Raw genomic sequence first — 26,564 nt, 5'->3', positions numbered from 1 at the left:
ATTGCATACCTTTGGAGCATAATTTAACAAGAAAGGAGTCTACGTCATGACGGCAATGGAATTACAACAATGGAAACAGAACATTATCCACGATTATCTGGAAAAGATAGATGATCTGCTATCCCCACTCGCTTTCAATATAGACGAAGCAAATGCAGAAATCGATATTGCTGAAAAAGAACTAAGCGAAGGCAAAGGCATCAAAGAAACAGAAATGCATCAATTCTTTGAAGAATGGAAAAAGAAATTGAAATAATCTGGGCACCTCGTGCACAAAAACAAGCTGATTTAGCCATCACCTATTGCCTGACACAATTTGGGAGAACTATCGCTCGAAAATTTGTAAACAAGCTCGAAAAAGATAATTTACGTATCAAAAACAATCCTTTTATCGGAGCTGTGGAACCAGCTTTTGACAATAGGACGAAACAATATCGTTCTTTGATTGAAGGATATTACAAAATTATTTATACCATAGAAAATGATTATCTTATACAAGTCGTTTTATTATGGGATTGCCGTCAGGATCCGGACAAACTCAAACAATCAATAAGACAAATATAAACGAATATGAACTACGGATTTGTAAAAGTTGCCGCCGCCGTGCCGCATGTACAGGTTGCGGATTGTTTTTATAATATAGACAAAATAGAAGATCTGATGCGAGAGGCATCGGAAAAAGGCGTACAGATAATCGCTTTCCCCGAACTGTCCGTCACTGCCTACACCTGCCTCGACCTGTTTGCCCAGCAGACGCTGGTCAATGGCGCAGAAGCAGCGTTGATCCAGTTGATCAACAACACGGCAGACCTGGATATCCTGACCATCGTCGGCGTTCCGCTCCGGACGGAAAACCGGCTGATCAATGCCGCCGTTGTTTTCCAGAAAGGAGTCATACGGGGTGTCGTCCCTAAAACTTACTTGCCTAACTATAAAGAATTCCAGGAACAACGCTGGTTCACTTCCGCTACGGAACTTCGAGAATCGACGATTTCCATCGGAAAAGAAGAATATCCGCTCGGCAGCCGTCTGCTGTTCCGTTCGGGACGGCTCTCGGTCGGCATCGAGATATGCGAAGACCTTTGGGTTCCCGTCCCTCCCAGTTCGCTATTGGCAATGGAAGGAGCCAACATCATCTTCAACCTGTCTGCCAGCAACGAGCTGATCGGCAAACACGCCTACCTGCGTTCGCTGATCTGCCAGCAGTCCGCCCGCTGCATGGCCGGCTACGTCTATGCTTCCTCCGGCTTCGGCGAATCGAGTACCGACCTGGTCTTTGCCGGTAACGGGATCATTGCCGAAAACGGGAACCTGCTTGCCGAATCTCCCCGCTTCACGATGGAAGAACAGCTCGTCATCAGCGAGATCGATATCGAAACATTGCAAAACGACCGGCAGGTAAACACCAGCTTCATGTACGGGGCGTCGGGCCTGCTGAAGGAAAAGGCACAGGCCGTAGACTTCCAGCTCCGGACTCCGAACGGATTCAGCCTGACACGTCCGGTCGATCCGCACCCGTTCACCCCCTCGGGAGACGCCTTGAAGGAACGCTGTGAAGAGATATTCCACATACAGGTTGCCGGCCTTGCCAAACGCCTTGTCCATACACACGCCCAAACGGCTGTCGTCGGTATTTCGGGCGGCCTGGACTCCACACTGGCTTTGCTCGTGACCGTCATGACCTTCGATGCCCTGAAGATGCCTCGCGAACAGATCATCGGCCTCACGATGCCCGGTTTCGGCACGACCGACCGCACCTACACCAATGCCTGCGACCTCATCCGCTCTCTCGGTGTCACCCTGAAAGAAATCTCGATCAAGGAAGCCTGCCTGCAGCATTTCCACGACATCGGCCACGATCCGTCCGTCCACGACGTGACCTACGAAAACAGCCAGGCACGCGAACGTACCCAACTGCTGATGGATATCGCCAACCGGAAGAACGGTCTCGTCATCGGCACCGGCGACCTCTCCGAACTGGCACTCGGCTGGGCGACCTACAACGGCGACCACATGTCGATGTACGGCGTGAACGGAAGCATTCCCAAAACATTGGTCAAATATCTGGTCGAATGGGTTGCCAACAACAAGGTGGACAACGCTTCCCGCCTCACCTTGCTGGATATCGTCGACACGCCGATCAGCCCCGAACTGATCCCGGCAGACGAAAACGGCAACATCAAACAAAAGACAGAGGACCTGGTCGGCCCGTACGAACTGCACGACTTTTTCCTCTACCATTTCCTGCGTTTCGGCTCCCATCCGTCCAAGATATTTTTCCTGGCACAGAATGCGTTTGCCGGCATCTACGACAAGGCTACGATCAAGAAATGGCTCTACACCTTCTTCCGCCGCTTCTTCCAACAACAATTCAAGCGCAGTTGCCTGCCGGACGGTCCCAAAGTCGGCTCCGTCAGCCTCTCGCCACGTGGAGACTGGCGCATGCCGAGCGATGCGATGTCGCAGCTTTGGCTGGAAGAGATAGAGAATATCCCTGTCTGATTGCCTGCAAAGATACGAACCGAGAAAAAACCAGAGTCGATTAGAGTCGATTAGCGTCGAATAGAGTCGATTAAAATGCACATTTTTTATGACTACTCGGTTTGGCGCATTCGTGACCGGTCTCAGGGCCTTATCAGACAGGAGTTTATGGCATAGTGTGGCGATCACATGCATACTCACTTTGGCGATCTATCTTAATATATAACAGAAGATTTCTTTTATAAAGATATATAAATAGGATTTTTTCAAATTTTTTTTTGACTAATCCCTAAAGACCGACACACCAGCCTTCCCTTCAAAACATAGGTGTTTTGAAATGGAAACATAGGTGTTTTGGATTCAAAACACCTATGTTTCGCACCACGGAGCAACGGGCTCTATATCCGAAAACAATCCGCAATCAGGAGAAAAAAATCCACAAATGTAAAATTAATCGACTCTATTCGACTCTAATCGACGCTAATCGACTCTAATCGACTCTGCTTTTTCATATAGCCATATATTTGCAGGGTAATCGATTCACAAACGTTCTTTGAAATATTGGATCAATCCGAAATCTTCACATAGCCACCCGGTTCCATAAAAAAAGGGGAAGGCAAAACAGCCTCCCCCTTTTTTTCGGATATTTCAGTTTTTCTTATTCAGACAAAGCAAATGCCGGCTGACGGTGGATCCACTGTCCGCGAGTAAAGTCAGGGAAGTCGACCAATGCGCCGCCACGGGCGACAGACATCTCAGACAAAGCGGAAATAGCACTCCATGCAGCAGCATCGTAGCAGTCCATAGGAGCCGGTTTCTTGTTATGGATTGCGTTGATCAAGTCGAACATCATCACGTAGTCCATACCGCCGTGTCCGGCCTGAGATGCTTCGGCTTCGTGTTTGGACCACAATGTATGGTCGAACTTCTTGAGCCATTCTTCTGAATCATCCCAACGGTGAGGTTTGGACTGGTTCTCTACGTAGATGTGATCACCGTCGTTCATCCACAAGCCTTCGGTTCCCTGAATGCGGAAGCCCAAAGAGTAAGGACGGGGAGAGTTGGTGTCGTGAGTCACGATAACCGTCTGTCCGTTCGCACATTTGATCATCGAAGTCACGATATCGCCCAAGTTGAAATTGATCTTGGCATACGGATGGTTTTCACCGCCTTTGTCTACAATGAACTTATGCAAGCCGCGAGACTGGGTTGCCATAGCGGACAAAGAGAGGAAACGGTTACCGCGGTTGATATCAAGGCAGTTTGCCACCGGTCCGATTCCATGTGTCGGATAGACATCGCCATTACGGTGAACAGAATGGTTCGTACGCCACTGGGCTTCGGCATATGCATCCTTACCCATGCGCAATTCGCCGCCTTTCTGGTAAGTATAATGTTGTCCGTCATTGAATTTCACATCACGCAAGTCATGTTCGTATCCGCATCTTGCATGAATCAGTTCACCGAACAGGCCTTTGCGAACCATGTTCAACGCAGCCATACAGTCACGACGGTAGCAAACGTTTTCCATGATGTTCAGATGGCTTCCCGTAGCTTCCGATACGTTGACCAGATCCCAACATTCTTCGAGGGTATTGGCGGCAGATACTTCCACGCCGACATAGGGCACACCTGCTTTCATGGCTGCAACCGACATCGGCACGTGCCATTCCCACGGGCTGGCGATGATGACACAATCGAATTCTTCGTTGTTCAACATCTTTTCAAATTCACGCTCGCTGCCTGTGTATACTTTCGGAGCCGGAACGTTGAATTTGGCGATATGATCCAACGTACGCTGGATCGGACCGGCCTGGATATCGCAGATAGCCACGATCTTGTTTCCGGGGATAGACAAGACGTTGTTGATATGTTCATGACAACGGGAACCTGTGCCGATAAAGCCGAAGCGCAATTTGCCATCGTCTTTGCCAGCAGGTTTCTTTTTCTTTTCTGCACCTGTTTCTGTTGTAACTGTAGCAGCAGCGGCGTTACTACTTAATGCAAGACCTGCTGTTCCGATTCCGGCAGCGGTCATTTTTTTCAGGAATGAACGACGAGTGTTTTCCATTTTCCAATTTAGAATTTTATGTTAAGTGGGCAAATTTATAATATTCCATGCATATATCAAAGGATATCGTCTATTATTTTGCAGCTGTTCTCTTCTTATTCCGCCAAAAGTTGCCATCCCGTTTGCTCCCGAACATGTTCCGGCGCTTGGACTTTTCTTTTATCGCTTTTTTCATTTCGGCAACCGCTTCCTTTACTTCGGCACTTTCGAACATATGACCTCCGGCAACCGGCACTTCCTTGCCGATCAGCTTCTGGATATCTTTCAGGTAGGGAACCTCCTCCACATCGCAAAAAGAGAAAGCGATCCCGCTATGGCCGGCACGACCGGTACGGCCGATACGGTGCACATAGGTTTCCGGCACATTCGGCAAATCATAGTTGATGACATGCGAAAGATGGTCGACATCGATGCCGCGGGCAGCGATATCGGTCGCGATCAAGACACGGAGCGTATGATCCTTAAAACTGGATAAGGCACGCTGACGGGCACTCTGCCCTTTGTTTCCATGAATGGCTTCTGCTCCGATCCCGGATTTGTTCAAGACACGGGCGACCTTGTCGGCTCCGTGCTTCGTACGGGTAAAAACCAAGACGGATTCCAGCGAACGGTCTTCCAGCAGTTTCTTCAACAGGTCGATCTTTTCGACTTTCTCAACAAAATAGACCGACTGGTCGATCGTATCGACAGTGGAAGAAGCAGGAGTCACCTCGACTTTTTTCGGTTCGTGGAGGATCGTCCCGGCCAGGCGCTCGATCTCAGGCGGCATCGTCGCAGAGAAGAACAGAGACTGGCGCTTCTTAGGCAGTAAAGGCAGGATGCGTTTGATATCGTGGATAAATCCCATATCCAGCATCCGGTCCGCTTCGTCCAGGACAAAATATTCCAATGTATTCAGACGGACAAAACCCTGATTGATCAGATCTAACAAACGGCCGGGGGTTGCAATCAATACATCCACGCCGCGGTTTAATGCATCCGTCTGCGGTTTCTGTCCCACACCTCCGAAAATAACGGTATGGGCCACATGCGTATAACATCCGTAAGCGGCAAAGCTTTCGCCGATCTGGATCGCCAATTCGCGTGTCGGAGCCAGGATCAAGGCTTTGATCCCCGGCCTATCTTCGCTTAAGATCTGCTTTTCGATCCTTTGGAGGATAGGGATGGAGAATGCCGCCGTCTTACCGGTTCCTGTCTGTGCGCAACCTAACAAATCTAATCCGTCCAACACTATGGGAATGGCTTCGGCTTGTATGGGAGTGGGAGTTGTGTACTTTCTTTCTTTGAGAGCCATCTGTATCGGCTCGATCAATTCTAATTGTTCAAATGTCATATAATAGGTATGAGCCGTCGCGGCTCGTTAAATAAATAATGGTGACAAAGGTACGTAAAAATCTCGTATCTCTGCAATTATTCGCTATATTTGCGTGCTTTTTAAAAACATTCGATTCTTTTTGATTCTCATGAAAGAATTATTATCGCTGCTCAAACGATTCTTCGGATACACCTCGTTTCGTCCTTTACAGGCCGAGATCATACAACGCATCTTGCAGAAAGAAGACTCGCTGGTCCTGATGCCTACAGGCGGCGGCAAGTCCATCTGTTTCCAGCTTCCGGCAATCTATATGCCGGGAACCGCCATCGTAGTCTCTCCTCTGATCGCATTGATGAAGGATCAGGTCGAAGGGCTGATCGCCAACGGAATCCCCGCAGCTTCGCTCAACAGCATGATGCCGGAAGAAGAACGCCACCGGATACGGCAACTCTGCATACAAGGCAAAGTGAAACTGCTCTACATCTCGCCCGAAGGGATCATAAGCGAACTGCATTGGCTTCTGCCCCGCATCGACATTTCTCTGATCGCGATCGACGAAGCACATTGCATCTCGCATTGGGGACATGACTTTCGGCCCGAATATACGCAGCTCTCCGTCTTGAAAGAAAATTTCCCGAACGTCCCGATCGTCGCCCTGACGGCTACGGCAGACAAAATCACCCGGACTGACATCGTGAACCAGTTGAAACTGCGGGAGCCGAAAACATTCATTTCGTCTTTCGACCGGCCTAACCTGTCGCTCACGGTTCGCCGCGGACTGAGCAAAAAAGAGAAGATCGCGGCTATTGTCCATTTCATCAACCGCCACCACCGGCAGAGCGGCATCATCTACTGCATGAGCCGCAACAGCACGGAGTCTTTGGTCGAAGAGCTGTCTGAGTTCAGCATCCGGGCAGTCGCCTATCATGCCGGCCTCAGCCCCGACAAGCGCGAGAAAGCACAGGACGACTTCATCAACGACCGCATCCAGGTGGTATGCGCAACAGTCGCATTCGGGATGGGGATAGACAAAAGCAATGTCCGCTGGGTCGTACATTATAATATGCCGGCAAGCATCGAGAACTACTACCAGGAGATAGGGCGTGCCGGACGGGACGGGATGAAAAGCGACACGCTTCTTTTCTATTCCGTGAGCGACATCCTGCTCCTCCGCCGTTTCGCGGAGGAAAGCGGGCAGAAGGACGTCTGCTTGCAGAAGTTGAACCGGATGCGCCGGTATTGCGAGGCGGATATCTGCCGGCGCCGTATCTTGTTGAGCTATTTCGGAGAAGAGACGGACAAGGATTGCGGGAACTGCGACGTCTGCAAGAACCCGCCCCGGCGTTTCGACGGGAGCATCTTGGTACAGAAAGCCTTGAGCGGAATTTTCCGTACCGGGCAAACGGCCAATATGCACCTGCTGATCGATATACTCCGGGGAGCCGAAAAGGAAGAACTGACAGAAAAAGGATACGACAAGCTAAAGACTTTCGGCGTGGGCAAGGACCTCAGCTACAAAGAGTGGAAAGAATATCTATACCAGATGCTTCAGCTCGGCTATATCGAAATCGACTATATGTCGGCCGGCCATCTGAAAGTGACTCCATTGGGGCGCAAAGTCCTTTTCGGCGAACAACAGGCGTTCTTAGCCATTTACCAAAAGACGAAAGATTTTGCCCTACCGACCAAGAAAGGCGGCTACAGATATCGTCCGATCCGCCCGATCGAATCCACCTCTGTGGATGAAACGCTGCTCGACTCCCTGCAACAGCTCCGCAAGCAGATAGCCGAACGCGAGCATACTCCGGCTTATATCCTCTTTTCGGATGACGCCCTCGAAGATATGGTCCGGAAGAAACCGGTCACGCTCGACGAGTTTAGCGAAATACGGGGCGTCGGACAACTCAAGCTCGACAAATACGGAAAGGTCTTCGTCGCCTTGATCCGCTTTGTCCTTCGTTTGCCTAAAAAGGAATAGGACGGATTTCTTTTCGAGTCAAAACATGATCTTATCTACCGGCAGCTCGATTTCGCCGAATTCAATCATCGCATTGAACAGCCGGATACGGGAATAAGCCGGCAAATCATCCGGACGGATATCACCCGTGGCAATCTCTCCCTGCTCCAGCAAAGAGGCCCTTTTCGTTCCTGCCAGCAACGGCTTGGAAGGGGTTATCCATTGTTTCCCGTTCCAGAGCGCAATGTTGCAGATAGAGGTGTCGGTCAACCATCCTTTCCGGACGACCAGCACATCGTCTGCCGTTCCGCGAGATGCGAACAAACGGTTCAGCACGCTCCGGTCCGTACTTTTATAGCGATAGACGGCTTCGTTGCCGGCAACCAGCCGTAAGGTGGATACGGGGCGGATATGATAGGCGGCATAGTCCGTTTTCAGGATTTCCGTACCATATTCGACACGGCACTTCGTCCGCTCCCGGTAGTTTCCGGGGTGGATATAGTCACTCAAATCAAGCGTACCGGTTTGATGCAACACGTCCCGGCGTGTCTCGTTCATACGCCGGTTATGATAGGGCAAGTTATAAATCCGCCCGTTCTCGATCCGGATTGTTTCAATAAATGGGGACATAGACTTTCTGTTTCATTTCGTTATACTCGCTTGTCAAATCACTTCGGGACGTGATGCCTCCTCCACTCTTAAAGACCAAAGAGCCATCCGCCTGTTGTTCCAAAAAGCGGATCATGACGGCACTGTTCAGGCTGTCCCCGTCAAAATAGCCCATGACACCGGTATAGAACCCTCTTTCGTATGTCTCGGCTTCCGCTATAATCTCCATTGTTTTCTTTTTGGGCGCTCCGGTAATGGAACCTGCGGGAAGGAGACGGAACAGCAACTCTCCTGCTTCTGCCTGCCAGTTCCCGGCAAGACGGCCCCGGATCTCCGAACTGACCTGCAACAAAGCGCCTGTATGTGTCGGCAGCTCGTCTATGTACCGGTAGCGGGTCACCGTCACTTCGGTCGCGACCATGCTCAGGTCATTGCGGATCAGGTCGACAATCGTAGCATGTTCGGCCGTTTCCTTCGGATCGTCCAATATCCGCCTGCGGGCATCCGGCAACGTGGCGTCGATCGTTCCTTTCATCGGATAGGAATAGATATGTCCATCCCGGATTTTCACGAATATCTCAGGAGAGAAAACGACAAAACGGTCTTTCATCCAGAGCTTATATCGGGCTTCCGAACGGGAAAAGATATCCTTCAAACTCAGATCGGTCCGTACAGGAGTGGCACAAGTCAGGTTGACCAGGTAAGAGTTTCCGCCCCGGATATGCCCGACAACTTTATGAAACGAATCTGCATAGGCCTCTTGTGTCACCGGGAATGTTTCCCATCGAATCGCAGTACCTCGGTTCTCCCGGCCGTTTACACGATCGGCAGCCGCGACATTCGTCACGCCGTCCAGGTTGTAGAGCAACTCTTCCGGATCGACCTGATCCGGCTCTTCCACCATCACCCGGTCTTGCCCGTAATCGATCACAAACAGGAAAGACCGTCTTTCCGCACCCAATCGGTTCATACGGCAGACGGCCTCCATACGGTTATAGAATTTCATATCAGAAAACGTTCGGTCAATCCGCCAAAGGCATCGATACGGCGATCACGGAAGAAAGGCCACCAACGGCGGACATTCTCGCTACGGGTCTTGTCGATCTCCACAATTCGTATTTCTTCATCTTTATCGGACAGTTCGGCCAAGAGTTCTCCCTGCGGACCGGCTACGAAACTGTTCCCCCAGAACCGGATGCCATTCGTCTGTCCGGACGGATCGGGCTCGTGCCCTACCCGGTTTACCGCAACGACCGGAAGCCCGTTGGCCACGGCATGCCCCCGCTGAACAGTCACCCAGGCTCCTAACTGGCGTTTTTTCTCTTCCTCCGTGTCGGTACTTTCCCAACCGATGGCTGTCGGATAAATCAGCAGCTCCGCCCCTTTCATCGCCATCAGACGGGCCGCTTCGGGATACCACTGGTCCCAGCAGACCAATACACCCAATTTGCCGACCGAAGTCCGGATCGGTTCAAAGCCGAGATCACCGGGAGTGAAATAGAACTTTTCATAATAAGCCGGATCATCCGGGATATGCATTTTCCGGTATTTCCCGGCGATAGAACCGTCTTTCTCAATCACGACAGCCGTATTGTGATACAAACCGGGAGCCCGTTTCTCAAACAAAGAAAGAACCAGCACGATCTCCAGTTCTTTTGCCAACGCCCCGAATGTTTCGGTCGAAGGCCCCGGAATCGGTTCCGCCTGATCGAACACGTCGGTATTCTCCGTCTGGCAAAAATAAAGCCCGTTATGCAACTCCTGCAAAACGACCAATTCAGCACCTTGCAAAGCACAAGCCCGAATATTTTGTTTCAGTTTTTCAATATTGGCAGCCCGGTCACCGCTATTCGCCTGCTGCACTAGCCCTAACTTCATGATTTATGATTTATAATTTATGATTTATGATTTGAACACGCAATTGTCTATTATCAATCGTCAATAGACACGACTCCTTCCGGATATTGCATCGTCACGCAATGTAGCGAGCCATGTTGTTTAATCAACGGCAAACAATTGATTCCTACAATCTCACGATCCGGAAAGGCCTGCTGCAAAGCAGCCTTCGCCTGTTCATCTTTTGGAGAATTATAATAAGGGAGCAATACGGCTCCGTTGATAATCAAAAAATTGGCATAAGTAGCCGGAAGGCGTTCGCCCTCCCATACCACCGGGTCTGCCATCGGCAAGGCGATCAACCGGTAAGGTTTGCCGTTTGCCTGTTTGAAGGCTTGCAACTCTTGTTCCATCGCCTGCAATTCCTCGAAATGTTCATCCGACTCATCCGTACACTGCACATACGCGATCGTATCTTCGCTGCAGAAGCGTGCCAACGTGTCGACATGGCTATCCGTGTCATCACCGGCCAAATAACCGTTTTCAAGCCATAAGATGCGTTCAAAACCGAAGACTTCCTTCAGATAGGCTTCCAATTCTTCCTTTTGCAGATATTCGTTCCGGTTCAGAGACGAGAGGCATTCGACCGTGGTGAGCAACGTTCCCTTACCATCCGATTCGATGCTGCCGCCTTCCAATACGAACGGTTGCATATTGATAACCGGAACCCCTTCGGCAAATGTTCCTTCTATGGACAGCCGGCGCGTAATCAGGTTATCCAGGTTTGCTGCGAACTTCATTCCCCACCCGTTGAACACGAAGTCATACACAGCCGGCTCTCCTTGATCGAACACCGTAATGCCGCCATGATCGCGTGCCCAGGTATCATTCGTCGCCATCTCCCGGAAAATGATGCGGCTGTAATCCACATCGCCCAATTGTTTACGGACATCCTGTTCGTCCGGACAGACAATCAAGAGTTTTTCGTGTTTGGTCACTTCTTTGGCTATCGCTACGAAACAAGGAATCACTTCTTCCAATATGGGCGCCCAATCCGTATCCTCATGCGGCCATGTCAACTGGACGGCGCTTTGCGGGTACCACTCTGCCGGTAATATGATTTTATCTTCCATCTGCGTTTAAAATATACGATTCTATTACAGCACAAATATAGGCTTATTTTCCATCATTCTTAATATAAAGATTCTATCACCTCTGTCAATTTGCTGTTTTTCTTCCATGCCGCAAGCAAAGAAAGAAGCAAGGTGTTTGTCACCTTCGGCCAGCCATTAACCGTTTGAATTTCTGAAAAGATCTCCAACAACCGCTTTAAATCCTTCACCGGATTTTCCGGCAGGCAAGATAAAAAAGAGACAAACAGCACAGACAGTTCCCTATTATGGAAAGACGATCTGTTGATCAACATTTCAAGGACCAGTCCTGAAATTCTCTGCACAGGCGCCCATTCCGATGATTGGATTTTACCCAATACCCTGCCTAAAGCCACATTGTCTATCAAGCCTTTCTCCACAAGTTCTCTCCAAAGATCCGCCGCGCACAAACGAACAGAACGGTCGATGCTTAACAGGCACACCGCCAGATACGTCAGAGCCATTCCTCCGCTCCACTTCCAATCAAGTTCGCACAGAGTCTCAAGAGCGACCAAATTAAGCTTGGTCAGTTCCAGATCGTTCCAATGGGAATCTCTTATGCGATCCCGCACCAGTAAAGCCAACAAGACCTGAGGCGCATTCGGAGAAAGCAACAAGAGCCTCTTCAGGTCCTTTTCCCGTAAAGGCATCTGCCAAAAAGTCTCCACCAAAAGCGGGACACGGGAACAAGGCCGATACGTCATATACAAGGCATAGCCTCCAAACCTCCATTTTATCGCGACATTCTTGCTTGCCGGAGGAATCAACTGTAAGATACGGTCGACCTTCTCAAACGGTTTTTCGTAGGTGAACACATCACAGGGGATATCTCCCGTCAAATAAGCACGGTTTACGGAAGAATAAGGAAAATCCTCAAACTCGCCATAGATGGTATCAGGACTTTTGACCAACGCTGCTGTCATCCAAACGGCCTGAGACGTAAAAGGCTCTTTCGGGCGTGCTTCCGGCTTGAACAGGAAGAGCAACAGCTCGCGATATTCGCCCGTCATCTCTTGTTCGACTAAGCGGACAGCCTCGTCCGTATCATCCAGCGCCACTCGCGAAACCGCAATTTGAAAGTCCAGGTTGTCCGGCCTGCATCCCTTTTTCTGATATTCCGACAACCGGGAGACAAGCACGACCGGATCAATCCAGGCCGGACGGTGGGTCGGTGTCGAAAGCAAAGGCAACGTATTACGATCCTTCATACGGCTAAAAGCCAATTTTTCAAGATCCCGATATGGCTTATAGTCTTGAAAAGATTGTTGTTTCGCCCTTTTGGCTCGTTTCTCCGATCCGGCAAGCACTTCGGCATAGTCAAGCAGGAAAGAGGCGGTAAGCATATCCAACCCTCCTATCTCGCTCTCCGGCATCTCCATTACAGTTCCAGCCCATTCGAAAACCGGCGCCATACGCTCCGCATCATCCGATTTTATGTACGGATGCAAACGAACCAGCGAAGCCAACAGCAAATCAAAATAAAAACTCTCCTGACCATCCATCAGCCGGCCCATAAAAGAGACCAAACCGTCTACATCCGCCACATCTGGAAGACGCCGGTATTCCTGTATTAGCGGTTCTTTTTCCATCCTGTCCATCATTCAGCTCTTATTTTCGGACAAATATAAACAGAAAAACGAACGGAAGATACATCCTATAAATTAAACGCCAACAAAAAAAGGCAGTCTCCTTACGAGGCTGCCTTTTCCAAACGCAACGAATAAACTATTAATTACTTATGCGCTTATTATTTCTTGCAGTCGCAAGAAGAGTAAGCCACTAACATCCAAACCAATTTTTCCTGTTCCTTCAGGTAGTCGCTCATCAGGGCTACTGTCGCTTCATCTCCGGATTCGGAAGCCAGAGAAAGCAACTTACGTTCTTCGGCAATAAACTGGCTGTAAGTGTTCAGCACGTTTTCCAACGCTTCGTCTGCACAAGATACGCCCGACACTTCCTTTACTTTGGCAACTTTCAGATATTCACTAAATTTGTTAACCGGAACACCTCCCAACATCAGGATACGCTCAGCCAGCTCATCCACCTTTCCGGCGGCATCGTTATACATGTCTTCGAATTTGCCGTGAAGGACAAAGAAACCGTGTCCCTTGATGTTCCAGTGAAAACCACGAAGGTTTGTGTAGAACACCTGATAATCGGCCAACAACTGTTGTAATGCTTCAACGACTTTACCTGCTGCAACTGCGTCCAAATGGATATAATCTAATGTCTTCATAATTCTTTCCTTTTTAATTGTTATACTTTTCATTTTTCTTGTACTGCAAAGATACATCAGATATAAACGTCTGTCAAACAGATAATTTCTATACCATCATAGACTCATTCTATCACGCGTCCGGCAGAACGGACTGCGATAATTACCACATTCCATGTTTTTTTTCTACCTTCGTAAAAAATATCATCATAGGGTCTGTAACAACAAACAATGAATTATGAACATCCAACAACTCGAATACATCCTGGCCGTAGACACTTACCGCCATTTTGCCAAAGCGGCAGAACATTGCCGCGTGACTCAACCTACACTAAGCATGATGATCCAAAAGCTGGAAGATGAATTGGGAGTGAAACTTTTCGACCGCAATACACAGCCGGTCTGCCCTACCCCTGCGGGTCGTAAGGTGATCGATCAGGCACGTGTCGTCCTTCACCAGGCTTCCCTCATCAAAGAGATCGTAAACGAAGAAGAGCAATCTTTGAAAGGCACGTTCCGCCTCGCAGTGTTACCGACGATTGCCCCTTATCTGCTTCCCCGCTTCTTCCAACAAATAACGGAGAAACACCCCGATCTGGATATCCGCATCCAGGAAATGCAAACGGCCCCGACAATAAAAGCCCTCCAGAACGGAGAAATAGACGCTGCCATCATCGCGAACCAACCGACAGAGATGCAACTACAGGGAAGTACCCTGTACTACGAACAGTTTTATGCCTACGTAGCCCGCAACGAAAGTGTGTTCAAGAAAGAGATGGTCCGTTCGGCCGATATCAGCGACGAACGTCTTTGGTTGCTGGATGAAGGGCATTGTTTCCGCGATCAGCTGATGCGTTTCTGCCAGATGGAGAAGGTCAAACTCCGTCAGGCTGCCTACCGCCTGGGAAGTCTGGAGACTTTTATGCGGATGGTAGAAAGCGGTAACGGCATCACTTTCATTCCGGAACTGGCAACCCTTCAGCTAAGCGAACAGCAAAAAGAACTGGTACGCCCGTTTGCCATCCCCAAACCGGCACGTGAAATCGTTTGGATAACCCGCAAAGATTTTATCCGGCATTCGATCGCAAACATTCTGACCGAAAGCATCAAGAAATCCGTTCCGAAAGAAATGCGCACGCTGCAAGCAGGATTGAGGGTGGTTTAAAAAAGGATCGCGTAATAACACATCTCCCGTATATCGTTTATTTTGTATTCGTTTATTTGGACAGTCGGCAATTTATTACGTTATTTGCGTAACGCAAATCGCGTAATAACAATAAAACAAGGGAATGAAACTAAATAATCCATTTTTGATAGCCGGATATCACAGTCCTGAATACTTTTGCGACAGGTTAAAAGAAACGGAAACAATCACTAATGCGTTGCAAAACGAACGAAACATTACTTTGATTGCCCCCCGTCGTATGGGAAGAACTTGATAGCAGCTTATCCCGGAGTGGCAACCAAATTAATGAAAGCGATAGCGAAAGAGGGAATCGTAACTGAAATAAATTCCGGAAAATTCATCTCAAAATACAAACTGAAAGCAGCCAGCAGCATAAATACGGCATTAGCAAAACTCATTGACAAGGAGATTGTCTACAAAGATACACAAGGATACATAATATACGACCGATTCATGTCTATCTGGCTAAGAAGACAACCCTGAAGGAATAAATATTTCGGATGTAATGAAAAAAAATTATTACTTTATGCTTGTATTTTCCAAAAAAGCGTTACTTTTGCTGCGAATTAAAAAACAAAGAGACAAAATGAATCGATTTAGCTTTACATATTACTTTTATTACTTTTACTTTAGCAGAGTGAAGGCAGGAGTTTGTATGTAGAGCGTTGATAAATGAATGTATATATCAATAACAAAATATGAAGTCCTGCCGGTTTCGGTGGGACTTTTTTTTTAATGGACAATTGAGAATTAACAATTGACAATTTGAAAGAAAAAAAAAGAGAAGATGAAAAAGAAAGTAGCAATCCAGGGAATAGCCGGTTCGTATCACGATATAGCCGCCCGCAATTATTTCGAAGGTGAAGAGATTGAAATTATCGGTTGCAATACATTCAGAGATGTTATTTCGACCATCAAGAAAGATCCTTCCATTCTGGGAATGATGGCGATCGAAAACACGATTGCAGGTAGCTTGTTGCAGAACCATGAACTGATCCGCGAAAGCGGCCTGCAGGTTATCGGTGAATACAAACTGCGCATCTCACACTCGCTGGTTGCTCTTCCGGGGACCAACATCGACGATGTCAGAGAGGTCAACTCCCACCCGATCGCCTTGATGCAATGTACCGAATTCCTCGATACGCTGCCCAACGCAAAAGTAGTCGAAAAGGAGGACACCGCCATGAGCGCCCGATGGATTTCGGAAAACCAACTGAAAGGACACGCCGCCATCTGCGGGAAACTGGCCGCCCAGATATACAACATGGAAGTCCTTGCCGAAGGGATCGAGACAAACAAACGCAACTTCACCCGCTTCCTGGCAATAGCCGACCGGTGGACGGCCGACGAGATGCTCAAAGGAAAAGACAAAAACAAAGCGTCTCTCGTTTTCGCTCTCCCCCACACAGCCGGCAGCCTCTCCAAAGTTCTCTCCGTCCTCTCTTTCTACGACATGAATCTTTCAAAAATACAATCCTTGCCGATCATCGGCCGCGAATGGGAATATCTGTTTTATATCAATCTGACATTTACGGATTACCTGCGCTACAAACAGGCATTGGATGCTATCAGACCGTTGACAAAAGACTTAAAAATATTAGGCGAATATGCAGAAGGAAAACAAAGCGTGTAAAACAATTACACCCGCTAACCGTGTAGGTAGCGTACAGGAATACTACTTTTCCAGGAAACTGAAAGAAGTAGCCGAAATGAATGCCGCAGGTAAAAATGTGATCAACCTCGGTGTTGGCAGTCCCGACCTTCCTCCTTCAGAACGGACAATCGAGACCTTGTGTGAACATGCTCATCAGCCGAACGAACACGGTTATCAGCCGTATATCGGTATTCCCGAACTGCGTAAAGGTTTCGCCGACTGGTATAAGAAATGGTATAACGTAGAGCTCGACCCGAAAACGGAGATCCAGCCGTTGATCGGTTCCAAAGAAGGAATCTTGCACATCTCGCTGGCATTCCTGAATCCGGGTGACGGCGTGTTGGTTCCCAACCCCGGCTATCCGACCTACAGTTCGGTAAGCAAATTGGTCGAAGCCAATCTGATCCCTTACGAACTGAAAGAAGAGTTGGGCTGGCAACCGGACTTCGAAGAGCTGGAAAAAATGGACCTCTCGAACGTCAAACTGATGTGGACCAACTATCCCAATATGCCGACAGGAGCCAATGCAAGCATGGAACTGTACGAAAAGCTGGTCGCTTTCGGAAAGAAGCACGGGATCATCATCTGCAACGACAACCCGTATAGTTTCATTCTGAACGAGCATCCGTTGAGCATCCTGTCCGTACCGGGAGCCAAAGACATCTGTATCGAAATGAACTCCATGAGCAAGGCACACAATATGCCGGGTTGGCGTATGGCAATGCTCGCCTCCAATGCACAGTTCGTACAGTGGGTACTGAAAGTGAAAAGCAATATCGACTCCGGACAGTTCAAACCGATGCAACATGCAGCCGTCGAAGCGTTGAGCGCACCGAAGGAATGGTATGACAATATGAACCGGGTGTACCGCAGCCGACGCAGCCTCGCCGGAGAGATCATGCATGCTCTGGGATGCGAATATGACGAAAAACAGGTGGGCATGTTCCTCTGGGGAAAAATCCCCGCCGAGGCAAAAAGCAGCGAAGCGATAGCCGACAGAGTCTTGTATGAAGCCAATGTATTCCTGACACCGGGATTCATCTTCGGCAGCCAAGGCGAACGTTACATCCGTATCTCGCTCTGTTGCAAAAACGAGACCTTGGAAGAGGCTCTTCGACGAATTGTTTCGTTGAAACAATTCGATCAATTGACAATTAAGAATTGACAATTGACCATTTTTTAAGAGAAAAAGAAAGAAACAAATAAAAACAACAATAAAACAAACAATTGTCAATTGACAATTAATTATAAGGTTATGGAAATGGAATTAGAATCGATCATGTTACCCGGTGTAGACCCACAGCGTCCTGTCGTAATCGCCGGTCCGTGTAGTGCTGAGACAGAAGAGCAAGTAATGGAAACGGCCAGAGGAATCGCTGACAAAGGCATCAAGTTGTTCCGCGCAGGAATCTGGAAACCTCGTACCAAACCGGGTGGATTCGAAGGAATCGGTGCAGAAGGCTTGCAATGGTTGAAACGGGTAAAAAAGGAAACAGGTATGTATGTGGCTACCGAAGTGGCAACGAAAGACCATGTTTTCGAAGCATTGAAAGCGGGGATCGACGTGTTGTGGATCGGAGCCCGTACAACGGTTAACCCGTTCGCCGTACAGGAGATCGCCGATGCACTGAAGGGTGTAGACGTCCCTGTTTTGATCAAGAATCCGGTCAATCCGGATCTGGAACTGTGGATCGGAGCTTTCCAGCGTCTCTATGGTGCCGGTATCCGTCGCCTGGGAGCCATCCATCGCGGTTTCAGCTCTTACGATAAGAAGATGTACCGCAACCTCCCGCTCTGGCATATCCCCATCGAACTTCGTCGCCGTATGCCGAACCTGCCTATTTTCTGTGATCCGAGCCATATCGGAGGCAAACGCGAACTGATCGCTCCTCTCTGCCAGCAGGCTATGGACTTGAGTTTCGACGGTTTGATCATCGAATCGCATTGCAACCCGGATTGTGCCTGGAGTGATGCTTCACAGCAGATCACACCGGATGTGTTGGATTACGTTCTGAATTTATTGGTTATCCGCGACTCCAACCAGACAACGGAAAACCTGGCCGAACTTCGCCGCCAGATCGACGGTATCGACGAACAATTATTGGAACTGTTAGCTAAACGTATGCGCATCTCCCGCGAAATAGGCGTGTATAAGAAAGAACATAATATGCCGATCCTGCAATCACCGCGCTATAGCGAGATTCTGGAAAAACGTTCCAATATGGGCGAACAGATGGAACTGAACACAGACTTTGTAAAAGAAATTCTGAAAGAAATTCATGAAGAATCCGTCCGTCAACAGATGATCATCATGAATGAATAATAATAATGTGCCAATAATATGCCAATCAGCTAATGGGAGATTCTCTTTAATTATCCCATTGGCACATTATTACTAATACATTAAACAGTTATTGATAATGAAAATACTTATATTGGGTGCAGGGAAGATGGGATCTTTCTTCACCGATTTGCTTAGTTTCGAACACGAAGTGGCTGTGCTGGAGAGCGATCCGAAGCGGATGCGTTTCATATACAACGCCCTTCGCCTGCAGAAGCCGGAAGAAGTAGCCGAGTTTAAACCCGAATTAGTCATCAACTGCGTGACACTGAGCTATACGATCGAAGCATTCAAAAGTGTCATGCCTTACCTGCAACCCTATTGTATCATCTCGGATATCGCATCGGTCAAGACACACCTGAAAGAATTTTATGAGACATGCGGCTTCCCGTATGTCTCCACCCACCCGATGTTTGGCCCGACATTCGCCAACCTGGGACAACTGGAAAAAGAAAATACAATCATCATCTCCGAAGGTGATCATCTGGGGAAAATATTCTTCAAAGACATCTATTCCAGCCTGCGTCTGCACATATGCGAATATACTTTCGAGGAACATGACAAAGTCGTGGCCTACTCGCTCGGTATTCCGTTTGCATCTACCATGGTATTTGCAGCCACGATGAAGCACCAGGATGCTCCGGGTACGACCTTCAAACGTCACATGAAGATCGCCAGAGGCTTGCTTTCCGAAGATGATTATCTCCTAACGGAAATCCTTTTCAACCCGCGCACGCCTCATCAGATCGCACGCATCCAAGAAGAATTGGATATCCTGCAAGGGATCATCAAAAACAAAGATTCGGAAGGGATGAAAGAATATCTGACCAAGATCAGGAAGAATATCGAATAATAATTTTCCTACAGACGTGAACCGTATGTTCCACAAGTTTGAGCCGGCCGGTTCATGCTTGTGGAACGATTTATTTATTTGATGATATTCATCTTATAAAATGAATAATTATGAACAGCACTATCCACCTTATAACAAGACTATTATTAACATATTGCCTATTATGGGGCACATTCATCCATACTTATCCGCAAAACCGGAATGCCGATCCGGGGTCCACATATCCGACACCGGACCGGCTTTTCCATATTGCACGCAGCTTGAACCGTAATCTCGTCTGTTACAATGCCAACCAAACCAATGGCAAGCTGGACACCAAAGAACCCATTAATGTTTATTGGCTGAACCGGGAAAAGGAACCGGGAAAAACCAACGGGCTAAGTTTCATACAAAAGAAGATGGCTTACGGCTACAAAGTGGTTTCGCAGACGGAGCAGACCTGTACGATCACCCTCACGGCCTATCCGGAAAGAGAACTGACAGTCTGCTGGGAAAAAGACCATTTCGTCTGCCACATCAAGATAAACGACCGGCAAGCCATCCTACAATCCTTGTATGTCAAAGCCAGTCCCAACAATCCGCTCCATGTGGAATACGTGGAACTGCAAGGCATAACAGCCGACACCGGTGTCCCCGTCACAGAAAGAATCAGCAAATAAAAAGAAACAACTCTTCCCTCTCTCTTGGCCCTTATCACCATCCTGGATTCTGAATCAAAGACGGACATCGGGTTAACTCATCCTGCATGATCACACACGCCCGTCATTCACAACAATACTTATTTCTTATAAGTACAGTAAACATAGAGACGAAGCACAATGTCAAATTATCAGATTTAACGAACTATCTAAAAGGATTATTTAAATCACACATATGATTTCGGGAAGTCATCAAGAAAACGTATTTTTGCAAGACTATTTCAAAAAAGAGTGTTTTACGGATGAAGGTATGTATAGCTGAAAAGCCCAGTGTAGCACGCGAAATTGCTGAAGTACTCGGGGCGACTAAAAGGATGAATGGGTATATTGAAGGAAACGGGTATCAGGTTACCTGGACTTTCGGACATCTGTGCACTCTTAAAGAACCCAACGATTATTCGGACAACTGGAAACGGTGGAGTTTGGCTTCTCTCCCGATGATCCCGCCACGGTTCGGGATCAAATTGATCAGCAACCCGACATACGAACAGCAGTTCAAAACAATCGAAGAGCTGATGCAGAACGCTGAAATGGTCATCAACTGCGGGGATGCCGGCCAGGAAGGAGAGCTGATCCAGCGTTGGGTGATGCAAAAGGCAGGCTGTAAATGTCCGGTCTATCGCCTGTGGATATCTTCGTTGACTGAAGAAGCGATCCGCGAAGGTTTCCAACACCTGAAAGAACAATCCGATTTCACCCGGTTGTATGAGGCAGGCCTTTCGCGTGCCATCGGCGACTGGCTGTTAGGGATGAACGCAACGCGCCTCTACACGCTCCGCTACGGGCAAAACCGGCAAGTGCTCTCCATCGGACGGGTGCAAACGCCAACCCTTGCACTTATCGTAAACCGGCAGGCCGAAATAGACAACTTCAAGCCTGAACCCTATTGGGAACTGAAAACAGTCTACCGGAACACGACCTTTTCGGCCACCAAAGGCAAATTCACGAAGAAAGAAGAAGGGGAGGCTTTCCTGGAAATAGCCAGCCAAGAGGATTTTACTGTCACCGACATATCAGAAAAGAAAGGCAAGGAATATGCTCCCCGCCTCTTCGACCTGACCTCGTTGCAGGTGGAATGCAATAAGAAATTCGCATTCACGGCTGACGACACGTTGAAGCTGATCCAGTCGTTATACGAAAAGAAAGTGACGACCTACCCGCGTGTCGACACCACTTTCCTGAGCGACGACATCTATCCGAAAGTTCCCAACACGCTTAGCGGCCTGGTCGACTACGCCGATCTGACAGCCCCGCTGCTGAAAGCGAAGATACGGAAAGACAAACGTGTGTTCGACAACTCGAAGGTGACGGACCACCATGCCATCATCCCGACCGGTGTAGCGGCACGTAACCTGACAGACAACGAGCGGAAGGTGTACGACCTGGTGGCCCGCCGTTTCATCGCGGTTTTCTATCCGGACTGTGAGATCTCGACCACAACGGTGTTGGGCAAAGTCGGCAAAGTGGATTTCAAAGTAACAGGCAAGCAGATACTGAAACCGGGATGGCGCGTCGTGTTCGGAGCAGAGCAGAAGGACCCGGATGCCGAACCGTCAGACGAAGAAGGCGTATTACCGGATTTCGTCAAAGGAGAAAGCGGTCCCCACAAACCGACATTAGGTGAAAAATGGACACAACCGCCCAAACCCTACACCGAAGCGACGTTGCTCCGCGCAATGGAAACCGCCGGCAAACTGGTGGACAACGACGAATTGCGAGACGCTCTGAAGGAAAACGGCATAGGCCGTCCTTCCACCCGAGCCGCCATCATCGAGACGTTGTTCAAACGCAATTATATCCGTAAGGAACGCAAGAACCTCTTCCCTACGGCCACCGGAGTGGAACTCATCGGCACGATACAGGAAGAACTGTTGAAAAGCGCCGAACTGACCGGCCTCTGGGAAAAGAAGCTCCGGCAGATCGAACGGGGCACTTACGAGGCCCGTACTTTTTTGGAAGAGCTTAAGCAGATGGTCCACCAGGTAGTGATCAACGTCCTCTCCGACCAGACCGGACGCACCATCACGATCGAGCAGGCCGTTCCGGAAAAGCCCCAACCCGAAAAAGGATCGAAAGAACCGAAAGAAAAGAAACCGCGCAAGCCGCGTGCCAAAAAGGAAAAGACAGCCGGTCAGCCGGAAACAGCAGCCGTTCCCACGAAGCCGGTATGCCCAATCTGCAAGAAAGGCAGTATACTGCGTGGCAAAACAGCTTACGGCTGTTCCGAATACAAAAACGGTTGTACTTTCCGCATGGACTACGCCACCTATGGCGAAGGATTGTCGGATGAAGAACTGATAAAAGCTATCAGTGGGATTGGAAAAGCCTGATACAGGTTTGGTTTACGCTTTATTTACGACAAATCAGAACGTGAAAACATAACAGATAAAGAACTACAAAGTATTTTGTGGAAAAATAGGTTTTAAAAAATCAAAAATCGATGAAAGAAGAATGGTTTCCTTTGGTTAATGAGGAGGGAGAGACAATAGGGAAGGCAACCCGCAAGGAATGTCATAGCGGATCGAAGATGTTACATCCGGTGGTGCATCTGCATATTTTCAATAAGGCAGGCGAGCTCTACCTGCAAAAGCGTTCGATGAACAAAGATATCCAACCCGGTAAATGGGATACAGCCGTTGGAGGCCATATCGACTACGGTGAGACGGTCGAAGAAGCCCTTCGCCGGGAAGTACGGGAGGAATTAGGTATAACAGATTTCGTTCCGCAATTCATCACCCGTTATGTATTCGAATCGGCCATAGAGAAAGAATTGGTCAACACCTTCCGTACCACTTACGAAGGCCCGGTCACCCCCGACCCTTCCGAACTGGATGGCGGACGTTTCTGGTCTCCGGCCGAAATCCTCGATAACATAGGGAAAGGTGTTTTCACGCCCAACTTCGAAGGAGAATACAAACGATTGTTCATGTAAACAACAAAAAACCGCAACAGCAGACCTGTGATTTCAAAACACCGGTGTTTTGAAATCGAAACATAGGTGTTTTAAACTCAAAACATATATGTTTTGAAAAAGCAAAAAAAGAGGCCATGCAATCAAGCATGACCTCTTTTTTTATTATCTCGATGAATGATTATTTACACATATCACGAATGATCTGAATCAGTTCGTCGCCAATTTCTTCTGCTTCCTGCATCGTGTGAGCTTCGGAATAGATACGGATGATCGGTTCTGTATTGCTCTTGCGCAGGTGAACCCATTTTTCAGGGAAGTCGATCTTCACGCCGTCGATATCGGTGATATCGTATTGGGCGAATTTCTCTTTTACTTTTGCCAGGATAGCATCGACATTGATATCCGGAGTCAGTTCCACTTTCTTCTTCGAAATGAAATACGGAGGATAGGTAGCACGCAGTTCGCTTGTCTTCATCTGTTTCTTTGCCAGATGAGTCAGGAACAGGGCGATACCGACCAAAGCATCACGACCGTAATGGCTGGCCGGGTAGATCACACCGCCATTGCCTTCACCACCGATGATGGCGTTAGTCGCTTTCATCTTCGTCACGACATTCACTTCGCCTACTGCTGCCGCGTTATACTCGCAACCATGAGCACGGGTAACATCACGCAGAGCACGGCTCGAACTCAGGTTGCTGACCGTATTGCCCGGTGTATGGCTCAGGACATAGTCGCTGACAGCCACCAATGTGTATTCTTCTCCGAACATCTCCCCGTCTTCACAGATAATGGCCAAACGGTCTACGTCCGGGTCCACAACAAAACCGACATCGGCTTTGGCATGCTTCATCAGGTTGGATATCTCCGTCAGGTTTTCAGGGATCGGCTCCGGATTGTGTGCAAAGTTACCGTGAGGAGCACAATGCAGTTTGAAGATTTCCTTTACCCCCAAAGCAGAAAGCAATTCGGGGATAACGATACCGCCCACCGAGTTCACGCAGTCGATAGCGACACGGAAATTAGCGGCCTTGATAGCCTCTACATCCACCAAATCCAGCTTCAACACGCTTTCGATGTGCTTTTGGTTATAGGTATTGTTGATATAGACTTTTCCCAAATGGTCGACATCGGCAAATACAAAACTTTCTTCAGCAGCAATCTTCAGCACCTCGGCACCTTCGGCTGCATTCAGGAATTCACCCCGTTCGTTCAACAACTTCAGTGCATTCCATTGTTTCGGATTATGGCTGGCTGTCAAAATGATACCGCCACAAGCTTCTTCCCAGGCAACAGCCAATTCGGTGGTCGGAGTAGTGGCCAGGTCGATGTCCACCACATCAAAGCCCATTCCGGTAAGCGTGCCGAGAACGACTTGTTTAACCATCGGACCGGAGATACGCGCATCACGGCCTACCACGATCTTGTTTGTTGTCACCTTCGTATTTTTCTTAATGAATGTAGCATAAGCTGCCACAAACTTGACAATAGCCAACGGATTGAGCCCGTCTTCCGGATTCCCGCCAATTGTACCACGAATACCGGAAATAGATTTAATCAGTGTCATTAGTTAGATTTATTTTATAAAAGTATACTTCACTTTCTCAAAAAACACAGGAGTTCCGGAGCTTTGGAAATCACTGCTCATCAGCTTAAACGGAACGATCAGTTTGACAACCGCGCTGTCTCCCACATAAGGAAGTCCGGCTCCCAAACCTTCACAAATAAACATATCCCATGTATAAGAGTAATCCGGATTCAAAGAAGTATAATAACCATATCTGAACTCTACCGGATACGTACCGTTTGAATTCGGGCCGAGCAGGTCGACGGTACCGGTTCCCATACTGCTGCTTTCCATAAACATCCGGGCGATGAAACGGGAACGGATCGCGGTTTGCCCCAGCACCGCACGTTCACTGTTTCCCTTATTGACGATATTCAGATAAACACCATTATCCAACTCTACAAATTCATTTTCCTTAAAAATACTATCCGCAGGGAAATCATCCAAAAAGACCAGGCCGCTATCAACCTGCAAACGCTCGATCGCTTTTCTCTGGGCCTTCAACATATCAGTGTATGACTTTGTCTTGTCACACGACACCACCATTATGGCAGCGCACATAATCAACAGGATATAAAAACCTCTCTTCATCTGTTACTATTTATTGTAAATGAATGGCAAATGTATATAATCTCTGCCATATCTCAGGCATGTTTATTTAAATCTTCTGTTTTATTAGGATTAAATTCCCTTAAACCTTTCTCAAAAACGTTTACAGCATCGGCCAATGAACCACAAAATTCTCCCCCCGAAGCGTTTTTATGTCCGCCTCCATTGAAATACAGGCTTGCAAACTGGTTGCAGGGGAAATCTCCGACAGACCGGAGCGAGATCTTCACATAATCCTTATCTTCGCGGATAAAGACACTGAAAGCCACATTTTCGATACTCAACGGCAGGTTGACAAACCCTTCGGTATCGCCTGTCACATAACGGAAACGGTTCATCTCTTCCAACGAAAGCGTGATCAGAGCGGCATGTTGTTCCGGATAAATCTTCATCTTTTCATACAGGACATATCCCATCATGCGCAAACGGCTTTCCGAATAGACCTGGTTCACTTTCCGGTAGATCAGATCCTTGTCGATACCTTTCTTGATCAGTTCGCTTATGATCGTATAAATCTCCGGCTTGTTCGAATTGTAGGTAAACGAACCTGTATCCGTCATCATGCCCGTATAGATGCAGGCGGCACAATCTTTATTGATCAGGTCGAACATCCCCATGCGGCAGATGAAACGAAAAACCATCTCACTCGTAGACGACATTTCAGGATATGACATCGTGACCCGGCAAAAATCGGCCGGATTCAGATGATGGTCGATCATCACCTTTCGCCCATCTGCCGCCACAACAGCCGGAGCCAGTTTTTCGATACGTTTGGGTTCGTTGAAATCAAGGCAGAAAATGACATCCGCATCCCGGATCAACTGTTCGGCAAAATCAGGATATTTCTCATGAATGACAATTTCCTTATTTCCCGGCATCCATTTATAGAATTTTGGGAAATCGTTGGGAACCACTACCGTCACGTTATCTTTTCCATAGGTTGTCAAAAAATGGTACAGTCCCAATGCGGAACCTATAGCATCCCCGTCAGGGGTAACATGTGTCACTATTACAAAACTTTCGCCTTTCTCGACGTACTTCTTGGCTTTCTGAATTTTCTCTTCGTGAATGATTTTCGTAATCATATATTCTCTTATTTTCAGTGAC

Annotated in this window: 23 protein-coding genes and 1 pseudogene; 13 read left to right on the top strand and 11 right to left on the bottom strand. The window is 48.2% G+C overall.

Annotation, left to right across the window (positions count from 1 at the left end; translation table 11 throughout):
- Positions 1–46: 46 nt before the first annotated feature.
- From BQ9893_RS00355 to BQ9893_RS00345, 3 genes are read left to right on the top strand one after another with little or no spacing between them, the layout of a single operon-like run.
- Positions 47–256 carry a hypothetical protein gene (locus BQ9893_RS00355; RefSeq protein ID WP_075964235.1) on the top strand — a complete coding sequence of 70 codons (210 nt, stop codon included), beginning with the start codon at positions 47–49 and terminating at the stop codon, positions 254–256.
- On the top strand, positions 235–564 hold the full coding sequence (locus tag BQ9893_RS00350; RefSeq protein WP_075964234.1) for a type II toxin-antitoxin system RelE/ParE family toxin: 330 nt from the start codon (positions 235–237) through the stop codon (positions 562–564). Before BQ9893_RS00355 ends, BQ9893_RS00350 begins: the two co-directional genes overlap by 22 nt.
- Positions 565–570: 6 nt before the next feature.
- Positions 571–2,502, top strand: coding sequence for an NAD(+) synthase (locus tag BQ9893_RS00345; protein ID WP_075964233.1), 1,932 nt, complete (start codon positions 571–573; stop codon positions 2,500–2,502).
- 637 nt (positions 2,503–3,139) lie between these two features.
- On the opposite strand, the gene BQ9893_RS00340 is transcribed toward BQ9893_RS00345, so the two are convergent.
- Entirely contained in the window at positions 3,140–4,552 is a 1,413-nt protein-coding gene (locus BQ9893_RS00340) for a Gfo/Idh/MocA family protein (protein WP_075964232.1), read from the bottom strand.
- 73 nt (positions 4,553–4,625) lie between these two features.
- Complete coding sequence (locus tag BQ9893_RS00335) at positions 4,626–5,885, bottom strand: DEAD/DEAH box helicase (RefSeq protein WP_075964231.1); 1,260 nt, start codon at positions 5,883–5,885, stop codon at positions 4,626–4,628.
- Between the two features lie 130 nt (positions 5,886–6,015).
- Here BQ9893_RS00335 and recQ point away from each other — a divergent pair, with 130 nt between their 5' ends.
- Positions 6,016–7,845 (top strand): DNA helicase RecQ, encoded by a 1,830-nt coding sequence (recQ, locus tag BQ9893_RS00330; RefSeq protein ID WP_075964230.1) that lies wholly within the window; start codon positions 6,016–6,018, stop codon positions 7,843–7,845.
- A gap of 18 nt (positions 7,846–7,863) precedes the next feature.
- Here recQ and BQ9893_RS00325 read toward each other — a convergent pair whose 3' ends face one another.
- From BQ9893_RS00325 to BQ9893_RS00300, 6 genes are all read right to left on the bottom strand, one after another.
- A complete protein-coding gene (locus BQ9893_RS00325; protein ID WP_075964229.1) occupies positions 7,864–8,454 on the bottom strand; it encodes an aminotransferase class IV family protein in 591 nt (196 codons plus the stop codon).
- A complete protein-coding gene (locus BQ9893_RS00320; protein WP_075964228.1) occupies positions 8,438–9,439 on the bottom strand; it encodes an aminodeoxychorismate synthase component I in 1,002 nt (333 codons plus the stop codon). The genes BQ9893_RS00325 and BQ9893_RS00320 overlap by 17 nt, the downstream gene beginning before the upstream one ends.
- Complete coding sequence (locus tag BQ9893_RS00315) at positions 9,436–10,311, bottom strand: carbon-nitrogen hydrolase (RefSeq protein ID WP_075964227.1); 876 nt, start codon at positions 10,309–10,311, stop codon at positions 9,436–9,438. The genes BQ9893_RS00320 and BQ9893_RS00315 overlap by 4 nt, the downstream gene beginning before the upstream one ends.
- A 53-nt stretch (positions 10,312–10,364) precedes the next feature.
- Entirely contained in the window at positions 10,365–11,402 is a 1,038-nt protein-coding gene (locus BQ9893_RS00310; protein ID WP_075964226.1) for an agmatine deiminase family protein, read from the bottom strand.
- Positions 11,403–11,461: 59 nt separating this feature from the next.
- Positions 11,462–13,021, bottom strand: a complete 1,560-nt coding sequence (locus tag BQ9893_RS00305) for a DUF7824 domain-containing protein (protein WP_075964225.1) — start codon at positions 13,019–13,021, stop codon at positions 11,462–11,464.
- Between the two features lie 146 nt (positions 13,022–13,167).
- Positions 13,168–13,656, bottom strand: coding sequence for a Dps family protein (locus tag BQ9893_RS00300; RefSeq protein ID WP_075964224.1), 489 nt, complete (start codon positions 13,654–13,656; stop codon positions 13,168–13,170).
- A gap of 217 nt (positions 13,657–13,873) precedes the next feature.
- On the opposite strand from BQ9893_RS00300, the gene BQ9893_RS00295 reads away from it, so the two are divergent.
- The 9 genes and pseudogenes from BQ9893_RS00295 to BQ9893_RS00255 all read left to right on the top strand — a co-directional run bounded on the left by BQ9893_RS00295 (position 13,874) and on the right by BQ9893_RS00255 (position 23,299).
- A complete protein-coding gene (locus tag BQ9893_RS00295; RefSeq protein WP_075964223.1) occupies positions 13,874–14,800 on the top strand; it encodes a hydrogen peroxide-inducible genes activator in 927 nt (308 codons plus the stop codon).
- Between the two features lie 300 nt (positions 14,801–15,100).
- Positions 15,101–15,304, top strand: a pseudogene (locus BQ9893_RS22400) (AAA family ATPase); the annotation flags it as partial.
- A 304-nt stretch (positions 15,305–15,608) separates the two neighbouring features.
- Positions 15,609–16,454 (top strand): prephenate dehydratase, encoded by an 846-nt coding sequence (locus tag BQ9893_RS00285; RefSeq protein ID WP_075964221.1) that lies wholly within the window; start codon positions 15,609–15,611, stop codon positions 16,452–16,454.
- Positions 16,429–17,640: a pyridoxal phosphate-dependent aminotransferase gene (locus BQ9893_RS00280; RefSeq protein WP_075964220.1), complete on the top strand. Its 1,212-nt coding sequence runs from the start codon at positions 16,429–16,431 to the stop codon at positions 17,638–17,640. Before BQ9893_RS00285 ends, BQ9893_RS00280 begins: the two co-directional genes overlap by 26 nt.
- Before the next feature lie 90 nt (positions 17,641–17,730).
- Positions 17,731–18,798 carry a bifunctional 3-deoxy-7-phosphoheptulonate synthase/chorismate mutase type II gene (locus tag BQ9893_RS00275; RefSeq protein ID WP_075964219.1) on the top strand — a complete coding sequence of 356 codons (1,068 nt, stop codon included), beginning with the start codon at positions 17,731–17,733 and terminating at the stop codon, positions 18,796–18,798.
- A 97-nt stretch (positions 18,799–18,895) separates the two neighbouring features.
- Positions 18,896–19,669, top strand: a complete 774-nt coding sequence (locus tag BQ9893_RS00270; protein WP_075964218.1) for a prephenate dehydrogenase — start codon at positions 18,896–18,898, stop codon at positions 19,667–19,669.
- Positions 19,670–19,779: 110 nt separating this feature from the next.
- On the top strand, positions 19,780–20,328 hold the full coding sequence (locus tag BQ9893_RS00265) for a DUF4833 domain-containing protein (protein WP_075964217.1): 549 nt from the start codon (positions 19,780–19,782) through the stop codon (positions 20,326–20,328).
- A gap of 281 nt (positions 20,329–20,609) precedes the next feature.
- Complete coding sequence (locus tag BQ9893_RS00260) at positions 20,610–22,697, top strand: DNA topoisomerase 3 (protein WP_075964216.1); 2,088 nt, start codon at positions 20,610–20,612, stop codon at positions 22,695–22,697.
- A gap of 110 nt (positions 22,698–22,807) precedes the next feature.
- Entirely contained in the window at positions 22,808–23,299 is a 492-nt protein-coding gene (locus tag BQ9893_RS00255) for an NUDIX hydrolase (RefSeq protein WP_075964215.1), read from the top strand.
- Positions 23,300–23,459: 160 nt separating this feature from the next.
- Here BQ9893_RS00255 and glmM read toward each other — a convergent pair whose 3' ends face one another.
- The 3 genes from glmM to BQ9893_RS00240 are packed head-to-tail and all read right to left on the bottom strand — an operon-like array spanning position 23,460 to position 26,542.
- Positions 23,460–24,848: a phosphoglucosamine mutase gene (glmM, locus tag BQ9893_RS00250; protein WP_075964214.1), complete on the bottom strand. Its 1,389-nt coding sequence runs from the start codon at positions 24,846–24,848 to the stop codon at positions 23,460–23,462.
- 9 nt (positions 24,849–24,857) lie between these two features.
- Positions 24,858–25,439, bottom strand: a complete 582-nt coding sequence (locus BQ9893_RS00245; RefSeq protein WP_075964213.1) for a BamK family beta-barrel-assembly machinery protein — start codon at positions 25,437–25,439, stop codon at positions 24,858–24,860.
- Between the two features lie 53 nt (positions 25,440–25,492).
- Complete coding sequence (locus BQ9893_RS00240) at positions 25,493–26,542, bottom strand: DHH family phosphoesterase (RefSeq protein WP_075964212.1); 1,050 nt, start codon at positions 26,540–26,542, stop codon at positions 25,493–25,495.
- Positions 26,543–26,564 lie beyond the last annotated feature (22 nt).

Source organism: Parabacteroides massiliensis (genome assembly GCF_900155425.1).
In the GTDB taxonomy this organism is placed as follows: Bacteria; Bacteroidota; Bacteroidia; order Bacteroidales; family Tannerellaceae; genus Parabacteroides; species Parabacteroides massiliensis.
The sequence above is the reverse complement of the archived record's forward strand: the minus strand, read 5'-3'. Positions and strand labels throughout refer to the sequence as shown.

Coding starts and splice junctions, on each gene's coding strand:
- BQ9893_RS00255 (WP_075964215.1), top strand. CDS start 22,808: ATGAAAGAAGAATGGTTTCCTTTGGTTAATGAGGAGGGAGAGACAATA.
- BQ9893_RS00300 (WP_075964224.1), bottom strand. CDS start 13,656: ATGAAGACATTAGATTATATCCATTTGGACGCAGTTGCAGCAGGTAAA.
- BQ9893_RS00305 (WP_075964225.1), bottom strand. CDS start 13,021: ATGATGGACAGGATGGAAAAAGAACCGCTAATACAGGAATACCGGCGT.
- BQ9893_RS00355 (WP_075964235.1), top strand. CDS start 47: ATGACGGCAATGGAATTACAACAATGGAAACAGAACATTATCCACGAT.
- recQ (WP_075964230.1), top strand. CDS start 6,016: ATGAAAGAATTATTATCGCTGCTCAAACGATTCTTCGGATACACCTCG.
- BQ9893_RS00310 (WP_075964226.1), bottom strand. CDS start 11,402: ATGGAAGATAAAATCATATTACCGGCAGAGTGGTACCCGCAAAGCGCC.
- glmM (WP_075964214.1), bottom strand. CDS start 24,848: ATGACACTGATTAAATCTATTTCCGGTATTCGTGGTACAATTGGCGGG.
- BQ9893_RS00325 (WP_075964229.1), bottom strand. CDS start 8,454: ATGTCCCCATTTATTGAAACAATCCGGATCGAGAACGGGCGGATTTAT.
- BQ9893_RS00335 (WP_075964231.1), bottom strand. CDS start 5,885: ATGACATTTGAACAATTAGAATTGATCGAGCCGATACAGATGGCTCTC.
- BQ9893_RS00350 (WP_075964234.1), top strand. CDS start 235: ATGGAAAAAGAAATTGAAATAATCTGGGCACCTCGTGCACAAAAACAA.
- BQ9893_RS00345 (WP_075964233.1), top strand. CDS start 571: ATGAACTACGGATTTGTAAAAGTTGCCGCCGCCGTGCCGCATGTACAG.
- BQ9893_RS00260 (WP_075964216.1), top strand. CDS start 20,610: ATGAAGGTATGTATAGCTGAAAAGCCCAGTGTAGCACGCGAAATTGCT.
- BQ9893_RS00340 (WP_075964232.1), bottom strand. CDS start 4,552: ATGGAAAACACTCGTCGTTCATTCCTGAAAAAAATGACCGCTGCCGGA.
- BQ9893_RS00285 (WP_075964221.1), top strand. CDS start 15,609: ATGAAAAAGAAAGTAGCAATCCAGGGAATAGCCGGTTCGTATCACGAT.
- BQ9893_RS00240 (WP_075964212.1), bottom strand. CDS start 26,542: ATGATTACGAAAATCATTCACGAAGAGAAAATTCAGAAAGCCAAGAAG.
- BQ9893_RS00245 (WP_075964213.1), bottom strand. CDS start 25,439: ATGAAGAGAGGTTTTTATATCCTGTTGATTATGTGCGCTGCCATAATG.
- BQ9893_RS00295 (WP_075964223.1), top strand. CDS start 13,874: ATGAACATCCAACAACTCGAATACATCCTGGCCGTAGACACTTACCGC.
- BQ9893_RS00315 (WP_075964227.1), bottom strand. CDS start 10,311: ATGAAGTTAGGGCTAGTGCAGCAGGCGAATAGCGGTGACCGGGCTGCC.
- BQ9893_RS00270 (WP_075964218.1), top strand. CDS start 18,896: ATGAAAATACTTATATTGGGTGCAGGGAAGATGGGATCTTTCTTCACC.
- BQ9893_RS00320 (WP_075964228.1), bottom strand. CDS start 9,439: ATGAAATTCTATAACCGTATGGAGGCCGTCTGCCGTATGAACCGATTG.
- BQ9893_RS00280 (WP_075964220.1), top strand. CDS start 16,429: ATGCAGAAGGAAAACAAAGCGTGTAAAACAATTACACCCGCTAACCGT.
- BQ9893_RS00275 (WP_075964219.1), top strand. CDS start 17,731: ATGGAAATGGAATTAGAATCGATCATGTTACCCGGTGTAGACCCACAG.
- BQ9893_RS00265 (WP_075964217.1), top strand. CDS start 19,780: ATGAACAGCACTATCCACCTTATAACAAGACTATTATTAACATATTGC.